This is a genomic window from Peribacillus sp. NPDC096379, from assembly GCF_044762875.1.
GTDB lineage: Bacteria > Bacillota > Bacilli > Bacillales > DSM-1321 > Peribacillus.
This window is the reverse complement of sequence record NZ_JBIWFD010000002.1, coordinates 253,558-270,476: the sequence shown is the minus strand read 5'-3', so window position 1 is coordinate 270,476 and position 16,919 is coordinate 253,558. Positions and strand designations below refer to the sequence as shown.

Here is a 16,919-nt window from a genome sequence, read left to right as displayed (position 1 = left end):
AAAAGAGGCCGACTATTGTCAGCCTCTTTTCAAACTACATCTTCCCGGCGGAAGTTAAGTCCTGGTTATTTTTTATACAAGAAAAATCTTCTCTCCGTCATAGTCAAATACAATTTGTTGTTGATCTGATACTTTTCCCGCAATAATTTCTCTGGCAAGCTTTGTTTCAATTTGCTTTTGGATAAATCGTTTAAGCGGTCGTGCTCCATATACAGGATCATATCCTTGATCGGCAATGAATTCCTTCGCTTCATCTGTGATCGTGAGTGTTAAATGCTGATCCTCAATACGTTCCTGGAGTTGAAAGACCATTTTATCAACAATTTTTCCAATATCAGATTTCGATAAAGGCTTAAACAAAATAATATCATCGACACGATTTAAGAATTCAGGACGGAAATGGCTGCGCAACTCACTCATCACTTGTTCTTTCACCGTTTCTTCTATTTCATCCTGACGATAATCGGACTGTAATAAATAATGGGAGCCGATATTTGATGTCATAATGATGACTGTGTTTTTACAATCAATGGTTCTGCCTTGCGAATCTGTAATTCTACCATCATCAAGCATTTGCAAGAGGATGTTGAATACGTCTGGATGCGCTTTTTCAATTTCGTCAAGCAAAATAACGGAATATGGCTTACGTCGGATCGCTTCGGTAAGCTGTCCTCCTTCTTCAAATCCCACATAACCTGGAGGTGCCCCGATTAACCGGGAAACTGAATGTTTCTCCATATACTCTGACATATCGATTCGAATCATTTGGTTTTCACTATCAAATAAAGTTTCTGCAAGTGCCTTTACTAGCTCTGTTTTCCCTACACCTGTTGGTCCTAAAAAGATAAAAGAACCAATCGGTCTATTCGGGTCCTTAATGCCTGCTCTTGCTCTGAGGACCGCATCTGAAACAAATTCGATTGCTTCATCTTGACCAATTACCCGCTCGCTTAGGATTGTAGGGAGCCGGAGAAGCTTTTCTCTTTCTCCTTCCACTAGCTTTGTAACAGGAATTCCTGTCCAGCGTGCTACAATCGACGCAATTTCCTCTTCCGTTACTTCTTCACGTAATAGACGGTTGTCTTGTTTATCCTCTTCTAAATTCGCAACAAGAGCGGCTAGTTCTTTTTCCTTTTGTGGAATTAATCCATGTCGTAATTCTGCAGCCCGATTTAAATCATACTCATTTTCTGCTTGTTCTAAATCACGGCGAAGCTTTTCCAATTGTTCCCGATGCTCAGACACATGCTGTAAGGATGATTTCTCCATTTGCCATTGTGCCTTCATTGCGTTTGCCTGATCACGTTGCTCAGATAGTTCTTTTTGCAAAATGGCTAATCTATTTTTGCTCGGTTCATCACTTTCTTTCCGAAGTGCGGCTTCTTCAATTTCAAGCTGCATGACCTTCCGAGTAATCTCATCTAGTTCAGTTGGCATTGAATCGATTTCAGTCCGAATCATGGCACAGGCTTCATCTACTAGATCAATCGCCTTATCAGGTAAAAATCGGTCTGTAATATAGCGATTAGACAATACAGACGCTGCTACAATGGCACGATCATGAATTCTGACACCATGATGGATTTCAAACCGTTCTTTCAATCCCCTGAGAATGGATATCGTATCCTCAACGTCTGGTTCTGATACAAGTACCTGTTGGAACCTTCTTTCAAGAGCCGGGTCTTTTTCAATATACTTCCGGTACTCATCAAGCGTCGTTGCACCAATACAATGCAATTCGCCGCGGGCAAGCATCGGTTTTAACATATTCCCAGCATCAAGGGCGCCATCGGTTCTGCCTGCACCTACAATCGTGTGGATTTCATCAATAAATAATAAAATTTCCCCATCGCTTTTTTTGACTTCATTTAGAACTGCTTTTAAGCGCTCTTCAAATTCGCCGCGGAATTTCGCACCAGCGACGAGTGCACTCATATCGAGCGAGAATATCGTTTTGTCTTTCAATCCTTCTGGCACATCTTTTCGTACAATTCTTTGTGCAAGACCTTCCACTATAGCGGTTTTCCCTACACCCGGTTCCCCGATAAGCACAGGGTTGTTTTTTGTTTTTCTCGAAAGTATTCGAATGACATTTCGGATTTCTGAATCTCTTCCAATAATAGGATCGACTTTCCCAGACCTTACTTCTGCCACAAGATCTCTGCCATATTTCTTTAGTACTTCATATGTGCTTTCAGGATTTTGGCTAGTCACTCTCTGATTCCCCCTAATCTCCTTGATAATGTTTAACGCGGTCTGATAGTTTACATTGAATGGTGAAAATAGTTTCTTAGTATAAGTTTTGTTCACTTTAAGTATCGCAAGTAGAATGTGTTCTACAGACAAATATTCATCAGAAAAACGTTTCATTTCAGACTCTGCTACTTCCATTATGTTTCGTAGCGATGCTGCTAAATAAACACCTTTTCCTTCTGTACTCCCTGTTACTTGCGGTAGTTTGTTTAGTTCTTCTTCAAGCATTGCTTCAAATGGATTTATCGGCTGATCACTCTCTGAAAGAATTCTCATTAACATGCTTTCATCTTGATCAAACAGAGCCTGTAAAACATGCAGTTCATTCAATTCCTGGTTGTTTCGGGAAAGAGCATAATCCTGACTTATTATAAAGGCATCCTGCAATTTTTCTGTCATTTTTTCCATATCCATAAGTATCCCTCCAACATTAAGCCAGATGGCATGATCTATACTTTGACCTTCTTTGACCTTTAAGTCTATTGTACAATAAAACCCACTAAATTTAAAGAAAGAAGGCTTATATAAGGGCAAAAGCAAAGGGGCAGATCTCGCCGCTACGAACTACAGTATATGATACTGTATGTAGAGTACGAGATCTGACCCAATTGATGTTCTCTATTTGAATTGATGATTATGGTTTACGTTGGTACATCCAAACACGATTGTGATTCGAATTTTCAGGGAAAGCTTCTCCTGCTTTCAGCTTTACTTTTTTCGGATTATTCACCGTGCTTCCTGTTTCACCTATTTCAACATAAACCCCATTATTCGGCGCTTTTTGTCCAAATTTAAATTGATGATTTTGACCCATGATCATCACTCTCCTTTTGCTGACTGTACTTTTAGTCTTTCCAAAGACGAGTGCGATTATCAATGGTATGTTCGTGAAAATCAGCAATTTTCAGGCGAAATTTTTAAACAAACATGCTTTTTTCTCAATAACTTGATTATCATTAATCATTTTTATTGAAGCAAGTCGACCAAAATCGCTTTTTGAGCATGCAGCCTATTTCCTGCTTGATGAAAAACGACAGAATTTGGTCCGTCAATAATTTCAGCTGTTACCTCTTCCTCACGGTGAGCTGGAAGGCAATGCATGAAAATATAGTCTTCTTTCGCATGCTTTACTAGCTCTGCATTAATTTGATACTCTTTAAATACTTCTAATCGAACGGCATTCTCTGCTTCTTGTCCCATTGATGTCCAGACATCTGCATAAACGATGTCAGCACCTTCTATGGCTTCAGCAGGAGAATCTGTCACGACAATTTCGCATCCCTGTTGCTTAGCCTCTTTTTTCGCGTATTCAATAATTTCCTTATTCGGCTCATATCCAGCTGGACACGCAATGGAAAAGTCAATTCCCGTTTTTGCACAGGCAATCATTAAAGAATGTACGACATTATTCCCATCGCCAATATATGCCATTTTCAGGCCTGCAAGCTTCCCTTTAACTTCCTGAATCGTCAATAAATCAGCTAGTGCCTGACATGGGTGGAACATATCTGTTAAGCCATTAATAACAGGTATGGTTGCCGATGCAGCCAACTCTTCAATCTTTTCATGCCCAAATGTTCGAATCATAATTCCGTCAACGAATTGAGATAAGACTTTTGCCGTATCCGCTACCGTTTCTCCACGACCAATCTGGATATCATTGCTGCTTAAAAACAAGCCATGCCCGCCAAGTTGTAGCATGCCAACTTCAAACGACACTCTCGTTCTTGTTGATGATTTTTCAAAAATCATCCCTAACGTTTTTCCTTTTAATGGTGCATACTCTTCATTAGCTGCCCATTTCGACTTAATATCACTAGCTAATTTTAGCAACTCCAAAATTGAGTCAGGAGCAACATCAGCTAGTGTAAGAAAATCCTTTTGCTGAATGATTTTTCCGTTCTTGATTATTGTACTCATACTTGTGTCACTCCCTTTTTATCTAAACTAAGCCAAGTTTGTAGTGAAGCAATTTTTATCTCTTTTTCAGAAAGCGATTGTAAGTATGCAAGGAAAGTTTCTTCTTCTGAAAAAGCGAGGATACGATATTTCGCTGCTAATAATCGCAAATGTTGATCTTCCTCAGATTTTCCATATGACAATACTGCCGCACCGTTTCCTTGTTTAAGCCATGATTCAAAATCACCATCCGCAATAACCATTCCTGCATCAAGCACTCGATTTAACATTTCCTCACTTAGATGGATCGTAGGGGAAATGAATAAACCGTTTTTATGCACGTCTCTTTGACCATGATAAACTTTCGCTAATGCTTCATTGATTGTATTCGCAATGGCAATACCTTCTCCAGTCGATTTCATTTCTGGTCCAACTTTCGAATCAAGACCATTTAAAGCAAATGTTGAAAAGACTGGGTATTTAATAGCAGAATACGAGAAATCATCTTCTAACCCTATTTTTCCTAGTAAATTCGACAAAGAATATTTCCCAAGCAATATTTTTGTCGCAACTTGGACAAGTGGAACACCGCTAATTTTACTGATTAAAGGAATCGTTCGACTTGCACGTGGATTGACTTCAAGCACATAAATCTTTTGACCTTGGATAACGAATTGGATATTCATTAATCCTTTATAGCCAAGTTCTACGACAATTTTCTTCGAGTATTCGACCATTTTTTCTTTCATTTCATTGGAAATAGTTGTGCTTGGAAAAATAGCTAGGCTGTCTCCAGAATGGACGCCTGCCTTTTCAATATGTTCGGCAACTAAAGGTATATAGATATCACTGCCATCGGCAATTAAATCAATCTCAGCTTCTTGACCAGGTATATAAGAGTCAAGAAGTACAGGGTAAACAAGAGATTCTCCATTGTTCAAACGATTATTTAGACTTTTACGATCTTGAATGATTTCCATTCCCTGACCGCCAATTACATAGGAAGGACGTAATAAAACAGGAAAGCCAATCTGTTCAGCTTGCTTCAGTAATTCTTGTGCGTTATTCGCCATCTCACCAGGAACATGAGGAATATCAAGCTTTTGTAGCAACGTATAGAAACGATCACGATCTTCTAATTGGTCAACGATATCAAAGGATGTTCCCAATAAATTAATGCCTTGCTCTTCAAGCCCCTGTGCAAGATTAATCGCAGTTTGACCACCAAATTGAACGATTACATCTTGAATCCCTTCTGCCTCTATTACATTTAAAACATACTCAAGTGTCAAAGGTTCAAAGTAAAGGCGATCAGCTGTGGCAAAATCTGTACTCACTGTTTCAGGATTATTATTAATCATGATAGTTTCTACATGTTCTTGTTGTAGGGCGTAAACACTGTGTACTGAACAATAATCAAATTCAATCCCTTGCCCAATTCGGATTGGTCCACTGCCGATAATCAAGACCTTTTGTTTAGCTGACTTTTCCTGCTCATTTTCACCGAAATACGTCGAGTAATAATAATTCGTATGAGATTCGAATTCGGCTGCACATGTATCAACCGTTTTATACGCCGCTGTGACTCCTAGCGTTATCCGCTGCTTTCTCACGTCAAGTTCTGATGCGTCCCATATAGATGCCAAATAACGATCAGAAAAGCCATTTTCCTTTATGAACACGAATTCTTCCTTCGTTAGATCATAAAGATTTTTGTCAGCAAGATTCTTTTCCATTTCTATTATGGTTGAAAAACTCGCTAAGAAAAAATAGTCCATTTTAGTTGCTTCATGAATCGCCTCTATTGTAACATTTCTGCGAAGTAATTCGAAAATCACAAAAATTCGTTCATCTGTTTGCGCATAAAGCATATCCCACAAGTCTGATAAAGATTTTTCTTTTAATGACTTTAACTGAAGACCCAATGTCTTTAGTTCAAGTGAGTCAACGGCTTTTTGAAGAGCTCCTTCAAAACTTCGATGCAAGGCCATTACTTCACCGGTCGCCTTCATTTGTGTTCCAAGCTTACGCATTGCTGTTGGAAATTTATCAAATGGCCATCTAGGAAATTTTACAGCTACATAATCAAGTGCAGGTTCAAAGCTTGCATACGTGCTCTTCGTAACGGGATTGATCAGTTCTGACAAATGATAGCCAACTGCCAATTTTGCTGCAATGCGGGCAATCGGATAGCCCGTCGCTTTTGAAGCAAGTGCCGAAGAACGGCTTACCCGAGGATTCACTTCAATTAAATAATAGCTTTTACTATTCGGATCAAGAGCAAATTGGATATTACAACCGCCGATAATCCCTAATGCTGAAATAATTTTAATCGATGCCGAGCGTAGCATTTGGTATTCTTCATCGGAAAGCGTCTGAGAAGGTGCCACAACAATTGAATCTCCTGTATGAATGCCAACAGGATCGATATTTTCCATATTACAAATCGTGATACAAGTTTGATTGCTGTCTCGCATTACTTCATATTCAATTTCTTTAAAACCTGCAATGCTCCGCTCAATGAGACATTGAGTAATCGGACTTTCCTGTAGCCCACCTCTGACAAGCTCCTTGAATACGTCCATCTCTTCTGCAATACCGCCACCAGTACCGCCTAGTGTATACGCTGGCCGAACAATGATCGGAAACCCAATTTTTTCTGCAAAAGCAACCGCTTCATCATAGGTATGAACAATCATGCTTTCAGGAACTGGTTCATTGATTTCAAACATCAATTGTCGAAAAAGCTCCCTGTCCTCTCCTTTTTTAATGGAGTCAATTGGAGTCCCGAGCAATGTAACGCCATACTTTTCCAAAATTCCAGCTTCATGAAGCTGATACGCAAGATTTAATCCTGTTTGGCCTCCTAATGTAGCGAGCAAGCCATCTGGTTTTTCCTTTGCGATGATTTTTTCAAGTACATCACAGGTTAATGGCTCAAAATATACTGCATCTGCATTCATGTCGTCCGTCATAATTGTAGCTGGGTTGTTATTCACTAAAATGACCCGATAGCCTTCCTCTTTAAGCGCTAAACATGCTTGAGTGCCAGCATAATCAAATTCTGCTGCTTGCCCGATGATAATCGGGCCTGATCCGATTACTAGGATAGTTTGTATGGAATGATTCTTAGGCATATGCTTTTTCTCTCCCGCTATAGTCATTTATCATCTGTAAAAACTCTGAAAAGTGTTCCCCGCTTTCCGCTGGGCCTGGGTTAGCTTCCGGATGGTATTGTGTCGTGACAATCGGTAGTTCAGTATGGACCAAACCTTCAACTGTGCCATCATTCACATTGCGGAATCGTACCTGTAATCCTGTGTTCATCAAACTCTCTTCCGCCACTTCATAGCTGTGATTTTGCGAGCTCATGTATACCCGTTTCGTTTTCAAATCAACAATTGGCTGATTGGCACCTCGATGACCGAAAAGCATTTTCTTCGTATTCCCACCAAATGCAAGAGCTGTAAGTTGGTGACCAAGACATATGCCCATCGTCGGATAATGAGTAAGTATGCTTTTGATATTTTCAAGTAAATGCTTTAGTTGCTTTGGATCACCCGGCCCATTAGATAGGACTACACCATCCGGATTCAGGCTCTGAATCGTTTGAAGGTCCGTATTGAAAGGTACTGTCGTTACTTTACAATTTTGACTGATTAGACTGTCCAAAATCGATTTCTTGTAACCAAAGTCAAGAAGAACAACATGCTTTGTACCGTTTCCATAACTCGTAATTTCCTTAGAAGAAACTTCTGATACTATTTGAGTATTTCCATTATAGCTGGTTTGCACTTGATAATTCGGATCAGGTGTAATCGCAGCTTCCATAGAACCTAATTTTCGAATCGTCTTCACAACTGCTCTCGTATCGATCTGACTAAGCAATGGAATATTCCATTTATCGAGATAATCTTTTAGCGAATGACGGGCTTGAAAATGAGAATAACTCATATCTCCTTGATAAACAATTACACCAGCTACATGCGGCTTTCTGCTTTCAAAGTCTTCATCGTTAATCCCATAATTTCCAATTAACGGATACGTAAATACGACAATTTGATTTTTATATGAAGGGTCTGTCAACACTTCTTGGTAGCCTGTCATTCCTGTAAAAAAGACAATTTCACCTTGCATGGCATCGTTCATATCTCTAGTTAATAATTTTCCCTCAAAAGATTGACCATTTGATAAATGTAAATAGTTTTTCATGATTTCACTCCTATGCAAGACTGTATTTTTATATAACATAAAGTATTTTTATTCATTCGATTTGTAAAAAATACAGTCATTTTTAGACTGGCTGCTTACTTCCTATTACATTTGCAATCTTTTCAATGCATATATCCAATTCATGTTTATTCGTTGTTAATGGCGGTAGTAGCCTTATTACATTTGGACCTGCTGTCAAGACAAGTATCCCTTGCTTTTGAAGTTCTAGTAAAATCGGTTGACCAGCATTCACTAATTCAATCCCAATCATCAGCCCCATCCCGCGTATCTCTTTCACGTTTTCTAAATCCTTTAGTTTTTCGTTCAATTGATCGAAAAGATAGTTTCCTTTTTCAACTACTCCTAAAAGAAAGTCCTCTTTGAACACTTCTTGAACCGTCGCTTCTGCTGCTGCGATACTAACTGGGTTTCCGCCAAACGTCGATCCATGGCTACCTGGTCCAAAGTACTTGGCAAGCTCTTTCTTTCCTACCATTGCGCCGATAGGAAGGCCATTTCCTAGCCCTTTAGCAATTGTAATAATATCCGGATCAATCTGATAGTGTTGAAAAGCAAATGGCTTACCAGTACGGCCAATTCCCGTTTGAATTTCATCGATAATTAATAAGATGTCGAATTTTTCACTTACAGATTTTATTGCATCCAGGAATTCCTGTTCAATTTTATGAATCCCGCCTTCGCCTTGAACGATTTCAATCATAATTGCAGCAGTGTCTGCATCCACACTGTTTACCAATGCATCTACATCATTGAATGGAATATAGGTAAACTCTTCAAGCATTTTCCCAAAACCAACTTTGACCTTTTCCTGCCCTGTTGCTGCCATCGTCGCAAAAGTACGCCCGTGAAATGATTGAATGCAAGTAATGATTTTATTTTTCCCTGATGCTTTCCGTGCGAGTTTTATCGCAGCTTCATTTGCTTCGGCACCACTGTTACAAAAGAAGACAGACCCTAGACCAGATGCCTCCGTAATGAGTGAAGCGGTTTTTTCCTGCTTTGAATTTTCGAACATATTCGATGTGTGCCAAAATGAAGCTAATTGTTTTTCAACGGCTGTTTTTACTTTTTCATGACAATGTCCCAGATTCAACACGCCAATTCCAGACGTATAATCCAAATATTTCTTACCATCCTTGCTTGTTAACCAAGATCCTAACGCCTGATCTGGTTCAATCTGCCATCTTTCATAGGTTGGAAATAATGAACTCATTGATATACCCCTTCCTGTGTAACAAATTTCGTGCCAATAAAATCATTATTGTCATAGAAACAAGACTTTCCGCTGACAATCATCACTTCTGGTATATTTTTTTCCAAAACGGAAAGCGCAGTGGTCACCTTAGGTATCATTCCGCCATAAATGGTACCTTCTTTAATCATTTCTTTCGTTTCCCTTGCTGTAAGCTGTGAGAGTAAGCTGCCTTCTTTTAGAACTCCCTTAACATCAGTAACAAATAAACACATTTGTGCACCAAGTGCTTTTGCCACCGCACCTGCTGCCATATCAGCATTCACGTTCAGCTTCTGTCCTGATTCCGTAATTGAGATGGGAGTTAGCACAGGACATATTCCTTTTTGAAGAAGCACTTCCAATAGATCTGTATCAATTTTCTCAATCTCGCCAACAGCGCCCAAAGCCGATTCATCAATATAGCTCCCAATCAACATCTTGCCATCAGAGCCATTTAAGCCAATCGCTTTAATATCATGTGATTCAAGCTTATGAACAAGGCTTCTGTTCGATTTACCTGAAAGCATCAATTCAACAATTTCCATGACCTCAGCGGTTGTCTTACGTAGTCCATTTTCAAAGATTGGTGTGATATTGCTTTGTTCAAGCATGGCGTTAATATCCGGACCGCCACCATGAACAAAGACCATTCGCCAGCCACGGCTTTGCAGTTCTTTTATGCTTTCAAAAAAAGTTTCTGACAGTTCATCAATAATACTACCGCCGCATTTAATAACTAAGGTTTTCATTCTGCACACTCCTTAGGATCGATAACTCGCATTGATTTTCACATAATCATAAGTTAAGTCGCAGCCCCATGCTGTTCCTGTTTCAGATCCTTCTTTAAGCGTAACATTTATCACGAGTAAATCTTGCTCCAAATAAGCTTTAGCGGTTTCTTCAGAAAAATCAACTGGTTCACCGTCTTCTAATACAACGAGATCTCCGAAAGCAATAGTGACTTGTTGCGGGTTAAAATCGATTCCACTGCGTCCCATTGCAGCAATAATTCTTCCCCAGTTCGCATCTGCTCCATATGCCGCTGTTTTAACTAAATTAGAACCAATGATTGTTTTAGCAATGATTTGTGCCGTGCGTTTTGTACCCATTCCAAAAACATTGCACTCGATTAGTTTGGTTGCACCTTCGCCGTCTTTGGCGATTTGCTTTGCCAAGCTTTCACTCGTTTGTTTCAATAATTGAATGAATGTATCCCACTCAGGATGTGTTGGTGATAACGCTTGATTCCCCGCTTTACCATTTGCTAAAACAAGCACCATATCATTTGTTGATGTATCGCCATCTACTGTAATTTGATTAAACGTCTGATCAGTTATGGCTGAAAGTGCAAGCTGTAAATCGCTAGACTCAATGGCTGCATCTGTCGTAATAAATCCGAGCATCGTAGCCATATTCGGGTGAATCATTCCCGATCCTTTCGCTGCTCCACCCATCGTAACCGTTACCCCATCTATTTCGACTGAGTACGCACAATTCTTCGTTACGGTATCTGTTGTTAAGATTGCTTGTTCGAAATCTATAGCATCCTTATCCGCGGATGATGGTTCTAACAGTTCAATCCCACGTTTAATTTTATCCATTTTCATGTATTCACCAATAACACCTGTTGAAGCAACCGCAAGATAATGTGATGGTAATTCGAATTTCGAAGCAGCCAGATCCCTCATTTCATAGGCGTCTTTTAGTCCTTGTTTGCCAGTGCAGGCATTGGCGCAAGCGCTATTAACAATGATTCCTTGTACCTTCCCTTCCTCTTGAATGCTTTGCTTTGTCACTTCAAGGGGAGCTGCTTGGATCACACTTTGTGTGTAAACAGCCGCAACTGACGCAGGAATATCCGATAAGATGATCCCAAGATCTTTCTTCGCATAGCGTAATCCAGCGTGAACACCTGCTGTTTTAAACCCCTGTGGTGTAACGATACTTCCTTGTTCGATTTCCTTTATAGATGCAACACGCTGCAGTGTTTTCATAATTAACCTCCGAATAGTTATGGATAAATGGGTATCGTGGATAAACCTGCTGTTTCTTCCAAGCCCATCATAATATTTGCATTTTGAATCGCTTGCCCGGCTGCACCTTTCACAAGGTTGTCAATAACCGAGACAATCGTTACTTTTCCTGTTCGTTCATCATACGCCATCCCGATATCGCAGAAATTAGAGCCATATACTTGTTTCGTGACCGGGAACTGACCAGCTCTTTGGATTCTTACGAAAGGATGTGAATTGTAAGTCGTTTGATATAGATCATAAAGCTCTTGTGTAGAAATTCGTTTGTTTACCTTTACATACATGGTCGCCATGATTCCTCGTGTCATTGGGACAAGATGCGTCGTAAAGGTAATGGGCTCTATTTTCTGTGACCACACAGATAGCTGCTGTTCAATTTCCGGGATATGCTGATGCTCATGTACTTTATATATTTTGAAATTTTCATTCATATCGCTAAAATGGGTCATATCTGATGGTGACTTTCCTGCTCCAGATACGCCTGATTTTGCATCAACAATGACATCTCCCGCAACTAAGCCTTCTGTAAATAATGGCGCTAGGCCAAGTAATGTTGCAGTTGGATAACAGCCCGGATTTGCGATCACGTTTGCTTCTTTAATGTGCTGGGCATTCCATTCCGTAAGACCGTACACAGCTGAATCAATGATTTTCTGCGGTGCAGCTGTTTTTTTATACCATTTTTCATATTCACCTGGGGTTTTTAAGCGTAAGTCACCGGATAAATCAATAACCTTAACATTCACCTGAGAAAAAGCGGAGACAAGTTCTGCTGAGACCCCTGATGGTGTAGCTAGAAAAACAATATCCGATTTATCGGCAATTTTTTCAGGATTAATTTCTTCTAACACAAAATCTTCATGCAATAAATGTGTATGACTTTCACTTATTTTCCTATCAAATTTAGATGATGTATGCAAAGAGGCAATTTTCATGTTTGGATGATTTTTCAAAAGACGAATAAGTTCTAATCCGCCATAGCCTGTAGCACCAACAATTGAAACGTTCAAGTTTATCATCTCCATTGTATTCTTCCCTACGATTCTATAATAATAGTATTATATGACTGAATAAAAATAAAATCAAATGTATTTTTATAAAATGAGCGAATTTTTTAAACTATTTTTAAATATTGGCATTTTTGTATGGAAGACATGGGGACGGGGCTTCGTGGCTTACATATATAGCTAATCTACTTAGCGGGTATACTTATATAATCGAGAAAGCATCCGATAATTCAGCTCCGCACCGCGACCTTCATAAAATGATACGGCTTTTAGAACCTGAACCTTTTTTATCGCTGGGGTTTAGAGTAATCTCTTATGGATGTCTTATTGGAAAATTCTTCGATAATACACCGAGACCTCACGAAATAAAGCCGTCAGATTGACTGACGGCTTTACTTTCCTTCTAGCTTAAATATTTATTTAATACCTAATGCGATTTTCGCATATCTTGACATACGGTCTTTTGACCAAGGTGGACTCCAAACAATGTTTACGTCTGAGTCCTTCACTTCCGGAATATCTTCTAGGACATATTTCACATTATCCACAATCGTTCCAGCGAGTGGGCAACCCATAGCTGTTAGCGTCATTGTAACAGTAGCCATCCCGTTTTCGTCCATATCAACATCATATACGAGACCTAAATTCACTATATCTACTCCAAGTTCAGGATCAATGACCTGTTCTAATGCACCCATTAAATTATCTTTTAAATCTTGGTCCATTTCTATTCACTCCTTTATCTGCATCGATACCTACATCTTATCAAACTTATGCCCATTAATTAAGCAAATACTTGTTAGCATAAGTTATTTCAAGATTACTCTTCACTATACAGGAACAATACGAAAATTAAAAAGATTTAACATTGCTTACAAATAAGGGTAATATTAGTAGCATATCCAAAAAAAAAATAGAAATAGAAGGTGACTAAATGACTGAAAAACATCTGATTGTCTTAGACCTTGATGGTACATTACTTACAAATGAAAAAAACATCACCAATCGTACAAAAAGAACATTAGCAAAGTTAAAAGATGACGGTCATGAGGTTATGATTGCAACAGGCAGACCCTACCGTTCCAGTGAACCATATTATCGTGAGCTTGATTTAAACACCCCAATCGTAAATTTCAACGGAGCATTCGTGCACCATCCTAAAAACAATGCTTGGGGAGCTTTTCACTCACCACTTGATATTGAAGTTGCGAAAGATATCGTAAAAGCTGTTCAGAATTTTACTTATCATAACATTATTGCTGAAGTACGGGATGATGTGTTCTTTCATTATCATGATGAAAAACTAATTGATCTCTTGCAAATGGGGAGTACGAATATCACGACTGGTGATTTGCGTAATTTTCTTAACGCGCCTCCCACAAGTATGTTAATCCATACTGAGCAACAATATGTAGATGATATCAGAAAACATTTGTCTGATGTTCATGCTGAGGTTATCGACCATCGCCGCTGGGCAGATCCATTCCATGTAATTGAAATTGTCCGGACCGGATTAAATAAGGCGGTTGGTCTTGACCGTGTTTCCAAATCTTTAGATATACCAAAGGATCGGATCATTGCTTTCGGTGATGAAGACAATGATTTCGAGATGATTAAATATGCTGGGACTGGGGTGGCAATGGGCAATGCCATTAACGAATTGAAAACAATTGCCAATGCCACCACACTAACGAATGAAGAAGATGGAATCGCTGTTTTCCTTGAGGATAAGTTCAATTTGAAGTTTTAAGTAACTCATATGAAATTTTCTATTTATTCCCGCTTTTAATTCTAGCTGAGTAAGCCAAACTAGTAGTGAGGTTGATTAAGAAGGAGACAAATCCTTCTAAACCAATCTCCAAACGCTTTAGAATACGGAGGCGATAAGAATGGGTAAAAGTAGCAAAGCCAAACGTTTTGTACAGCAAGGGAAGAATACGGTCTTGCAGCATGCTGAACGAATCCCTTATCATTCTACGTACGCTGAAGCTGAAGAAAAAAGAACTCAACTTATGTCTGAACAAAGCTATGGTGGATTATAATGGCAAACAAATTATTTCAGCAAGCTAGAAAATTTGTCGAAGAAGCAGGAAATGGAGATCATAACCAAGAGGAAACAATGGCGATCGCCAAAAATGCACTTTCTTCTGCTTACGCCAATTCAACTGAAGCAGAACAAGTTCAGTTGCGAGAGCTACAGAATAAGCTAGAGTCAAAATAAGCAAAGGACAAGCACCAAAGAACTAGCAGTTAAAACTAGGTCGGAGATTTTTGCTTATTTTAAATCCTTAAAGGGTCTGACACCACACTCTATATACAGTTTATCAAGTTACACACACCTTAATTGAACTGTATATAGGAGTTGTGGGTCTGACTCTTTTTTTATTCCTTTCGAAACAACCCTACTATGCCCGTTGTCTGTAGAATGTTCGTAAACGCGTCAGGATCCACTTCATTGATGATTTTTTCTAAATCATATTGCTCATACCGGGTAACCACGATCAATATCATTTCTTTGTTTTCATTTGTATATCCCCCTTTTACTGGAACTGTGGTTAGGCCGCGAACAAGCTTTGAGTGAATGGCATTCTTAAGCTCATTCCCCTTCTTCGTTATGATCATCGCTGTAAGCTTCTCATGACGTGTATGGATAGCATCAATGACTCTTGTTGAAGTGTAGAGAGTGACAAGCGTATAAAGCGCCTTTTCTGGTCCATAAATCGCTCCAGCAGTGACGATAATCACTCCATTTAGTAGAAATAAGTATGTACCTACCGGCTTATCCTTTACACGGGAAAGGAGCATAGCGATGATATCCATCCCTCCAGTCGATGCCCCAAATTTCAGTGTAATTCCAACCCCAACTGCCGCTATAACTCCACCAAATACTGCATTTAATAATATATCAGGCGACATTTTGTAAACAGGAATTACCTCCATAAATACAGTCATTAATCCGACACTAATAAAGCTATATACAGTAAATGCGCGACCGATTTTTTTCCATGCAATGATCGTAATCGGAACGTTTAAAATAAATAAAATAATTCCTGTTGAAATGGTAAACGGTGCATACGTTCTAAGTAATGTGGATATTAGTTGAGCAACTCCAGTAAACCCGCTTGCATAAATATTGGCGGGTATCAGGAACAGATTCATAGCGACCGCATTAAAAAGTGCACCGATAATAACAATAATGATTTTCTTACCTTCTAAAAGATACATATTCTGCCTCCAATCTTTACCTATAGTATCCTACTACCCTTTAGCTGTTATTCCATGCTTAAGTGGATTGTTTTTTTTCATTGACATGCTACACTATTATTAGTCGTATATATTCAAGTCTAGAAAGCAGGTGTAATTATGACAATCACCATCCTAGCTGACAGTGCAAGCGACTTGCCACTGTCTTACTATAAAGAAAACAACCTTCGTTTTATTCCGTTACAAGTTCTGCTTGATGGACAAAATTATCAAGATCTACAAACGATCGAGCCAAATATAGTCTATGAAGCCATGCGTAACGGAAAATCGCCTAAAACCTCTCAAGCTTCTCCCGAAGATTTGTTTGAAATATTTACGGAGTTGGCTAAAGAAAAAAAGCAAGGGATTTATATTGCCTTTTCATCTGAGTTATCAGGTACATACCAAACAGCCGTAATGGCCCGAAATCAAGTAAAAGATGATTTCCCCAATCTTGATTTAGAGATTATCGATACAAAATGTGCCTCCCTAGGGTATGGACTTGTCGTGAAATCTGCGGTCAATGCTGCTAATGGTGGTGCTTCAAAGGAAGAATTAGTAGCGAATATCACATTCCAAGCCCAACATATGGAGCATTTATTTACAGTCGACAATCTTGAATACCTTGCACGCGGCGGGCGAATTTCAAAAGCTTCTGCGATAGTAGGTGGCCTTTTAAATATTAAGCCACTGCTTCATGTTGAAGATGGTAAGCTGATTCCCCTTGAAAAAATTCGTGGTAAGAAAAAATTATTGAAACGTGTTATTGAAATTATGCATGAACGTGGGGTAAATTTAGACAAACAAACCATCGCAATCAGCCATGCGGATAATGAAGAGACTGCACTCGAATGGAAGCAAGCTATACAAGAAGAATTTGGAACAGAAAGTTTTGTAATTAATTCGATAGGGGCAGTTATTGGTTCTCATGCCGGACCAGGAACAATTGCATTATTTTTCTTAAATAAATTACCAGAAACGTCATCATAATTTGTTTCCTTTTATCTATGTAACACA

15 protein-coding genes are annotated in these 16,919 nt (G+C 39.1%); 4 read left to right on the top strand and 11 right to left on the bottom strand.

Annotation, left to right across the window (positions count from 1 at the left end):
- Positions 1-72: 72 nt before the first annotated feature.
- From clpB to ACIQZI_RS10300, 10 genes are all read right to left on the bottom strand, one after another.
- Positions 73-2,667 (bottom strand): ATP-dependent chaperone ClpB, encoded by a 2,595-nt coding sequence (clpB, locus tag ACIQZI_RS10345; protein ID WP_403072764.1) that lies wholly within the window; start codon positions 2,665-2,667, stop codon positions 73-75.
- A gap of 220 nt (positions 2,668-2,887) precedes the next feature.
- Positions 2,888-3,067 (bottom strand): YjzC family protein, encoded by a 180-nt coding sequence (locus ACIQZI_RS10340; protein WP_062182126.1) that lies wholly within the window; start codon positions 3,065-3,067, stop codon positions 2,888-2,890.
- Positions 3,068-3,219: 152 nt separating this feature from the next.
- A complete protein-coding gene (argF, locus tag ACIQZI_RS10335; RefSeq protein ID WP_403072760.1) occupies positions 3,220-4,173 on the bottom strand; it encodes an ornithine carbamoyltransferase in 954 nt (317 codons plus the stop codon).
- A complete protein-coding gene (locus ACIQZI_RS10330) occupies positions 4,170-7,289 on the bottom strand; it encodes a carbamoyl-phosphate synthase (glutamine-hydrolyzing) large subunit (protein WP_403072757.1) in 3,120 nt (1,039 codons plus the stop codon). Before ACIQZI_RS10330 ends, argF begins: the two co-directional genes overlap by 4 nt.
- Entirely contained in the window at positions 7,282-8,364 is a 1,083-nt protein-coding gene (locus tag ACIQZI_RS10325; RefSeq protein ID WP_403072754.1) for a carbamoyl phosphate synthase small subunit, read from the bottom strand. The genes ACIQZI_RS10330 and ACIQZI_RS10325 overlap by 8 nt, the downstream gene beginning before the upstream one ends.
- Before the next feature lie 82 nt (positions 8,365-8,446).
- Positions 8,447-9,598, bottom strand: a complete 1,152-nt coding sequence (locus ACIQZI_RS10320; RefSeq protein WP_403072751.1) for an acetylornithine transaminase — start codon at positions 9,596-9,598, stop codon at positions 8,447-8,449.
- On the bottom strand, positions 9,595-10,368 hold the full coding sequence (gene argB, locus ACIQZI_RS10315; RefSeq protein WP_403072748.1) for an acetylglutamate kinase: 774 nt from the start codon (positions 10,366-10,368) through the stop codon (positions 9,595-9,597). Before argB ends, ACIQZI_RS10320 begins: the two co-directional genes overlap by 4 nt.
- A gap of 12 nt (positions 10,369-10,380) precedes the next feature.
- On the bottom strand, positions 10,381-11,613 hold the full coding sequence (argJ, locus tag ACIQZI_RS10310) for a bifunctional ornithine acetyltransferase/N-acetylglutamate synthase (RefSeq protein ID WP_403072745.1): 1,233 nt from the start codon (positions 11,611-11,613) through the stop codon (positions 10,381-10,383).
- Between the two features lie 17 nt (positions 11,614-11,630).
- Positions 11,631-12,662, bottom strand: coding sequence for an N-acetyl-gamma-glutamyl-phosphate reductase (argC, locus tag ACIQZI_RS10305; protein WP_403072742.1), 1,032 nt, complete (start codon positions 12,660-12,662; stop codon positions 11,631-11,633).
- A 413-nt stretch (positions 12,663-13,075) separates the two neighbouring features.
- Positions 13,076-13,384 (bottom strand): metal-sulfur cluster assembly factor, encoded by a 309-nt coding sequence (locus tag ACIQZI_RS10300; protein WP_062182145.1) that lies wholly within the window; start codon positions 13,382-13,384, stop codon positions 13,076-13,078.
- Between the two features lie 209 nt (positions 13,385-13,593).
- Between ACIQZI_RS10300 and ACIQZI_RS10295 the strand changes: the two genes are divergently transcribed.
- The 3 genes from ACIQZI_RS10295 to ACIQZI_RS10285 all read left to right on the top strand — a co-directional run bounded on the left by ACIQZI_RS10295 (position 13,594) and on the right by ACIQZI_RS10285 (position 14,880).
- Positions 13,594-14,409, top strand: coding sequence for a Cof-type HAD-IIB family hydrolase (locus ACIQZI_RS10295; protein ID WP_403072739.1), 816 nt, complete (start codon positions 13,594-13,596; stop codon positions 14,407-14,409).
- Positions 14,410-14,548: 139 nt separating this feature from the next.
- Positions 14,549-14,701, top strand: coding sequence for a hypothetical protein (locus tag ACIQZI_RS10290; protein WP_403072736.1), 153 nt, complete (start codon positions 14,549-14,551; stop codon positions 14,699-14,701).
- A complete protein-coding gene (locus ACIQZI_RS10285) occupies positions 14,701-14,880 on the top strand; it encodes a DUF3813 domain-containing protein (protein WP_062182150.1) in 180 nt (59 codons plus the stop codon). The genes ACIQZI_RS10290 and ACIQZI_RS10285 overlap by 1 nt, the downstream gene beginning before the upstream one ends.
- A 161-nt stretch (positions 14,881-15,041) precedes the next feature.
- On the opposite strand, the gene ACIQZI_RS10280 is transcribed toward ACIQZI_RS10285, so the two are convergent.
- Positions 15,042-15,884, bottom strand: a complete 843-nt coding sequence (locus tag ACIQZI_RS10280) for a YitT family protein (protein WP_403072732.1) — start codon at positions 15,882-15,884, stop codon at positions 15,042-15,044.
- Between the two features lie 138 nt (positions 15,885-16,022).
- Between ACIQZI_RS10280 and ACIQZI_RS10275 the strand changes: the two genes are divergently transcribed.
- Positions 16,023-16,892 carry a DegV family protein gene (locus tag ACIQZI_RS10275; RefSeq protein ID WP_403072729.1) on the top strand — a complete coding sequence of 290 codons (870 nt, stop codon included), beginning with the start codon at positions 16,023-16,025 and terminating at the stop codon, positions 16,890-16,892.
- The last annotated feature ends 27 nt before the right edge of the window (positions 16,893-16,919 follow it).

Coding starts and splice junctions, on each gene's coding strand:
- clpB (WP_403072764.1), bottom strand. CDS start 2,667: ATGGATATGGAAAAAATGACAGAAAAATTGCAGGATGCCTTTATAATA.
- ACIQZI_RS10340 (WP_062182126.1), bottom strand. CDS start 3,067: ATGGGTCAAAATCATCAATTTAAATTTGGACAAAAAGCGCCGAATAAT.
- argF (WP_403072760.1), bottom strand. CDS start 4,173: ATGAGTACAATAATCAAGAACGGAAAAATCATTCAGCAAAAGGATTTT.
- ACIQZI_RS10330 (WP_403072757.1), bottom strand. CDS start 7,289: ATGCCTAAGAATCATTCCATACAAACTATCCTAGTAATCGGATCAGGC.
- ACIQZI_RS10325 (WP_403072754.1), bottom strand. CDS start 8,364: ATGAAAAACTATTTACATTTATCAAATGGTCAATCTTTTGAGGGAAAA.
- ACIQZI_RS10320 (WP_403072751.1), bottom strand. CDS start 9,598: ATGAGTTCATTATTTCCAACCTATGAAAGATGGCAGATTGAACCAGAT.
- argB (WP_403072748.1), bottom strand. CDS start 10,368: ATGAAAACCTTAGTTATTAAATGCGGCGGTAGTATTATTGATGAACTG.
- argJ (WP_403072745.1), bottom strand. CDS start 11,613: ATGAAAACACTGCAGCGTGTTGCATCTATAAAGGAAATCGAACAAGGA.
- ACIQZI_RS10300 (WP_062182145.1), bottom strand. CDS start 13,384: ATGGACCAAGATTTAAAAGATAATTTAATGGGTGCATTAGAACAGGTC.
- ACIQZI_RS10295 (WP_403072739.1), top strand. CDS start 13,594: ATGACTGAAAAACATCTGATTGTCTTAGACCTTGATGGTACATTACTT.
- ACIQZI_RS10290 (WP_403072736.1), top strand. CDS start 14,549: ATGGGTAAAAGTAGCAAAGCCAAACGTTTTGTACAGCAAGGGAAGAAT.
- ACIQZI_RS10285 (WP_062182150.1), top strand. CDS start 14,701: ATGGCAAACAAATTATTTCAGCAAGCTAGAAAATTTGTCGAAGAAGCA.
- ACIQZI_RS10280 (WP_403072732.1), bottom strand. CDS start 15,884: ATGTATCTTTTAGAAGGTAAGAAAATCATTATTGTTATTATCGGTGCA.
- ACIQZI_RS10275 (WP_403072729.1), top strand. CDS start 16,023: ATGACAATCACCATCCTAGCTGACAGTGCAAGCGACTTGCCACTGTCT.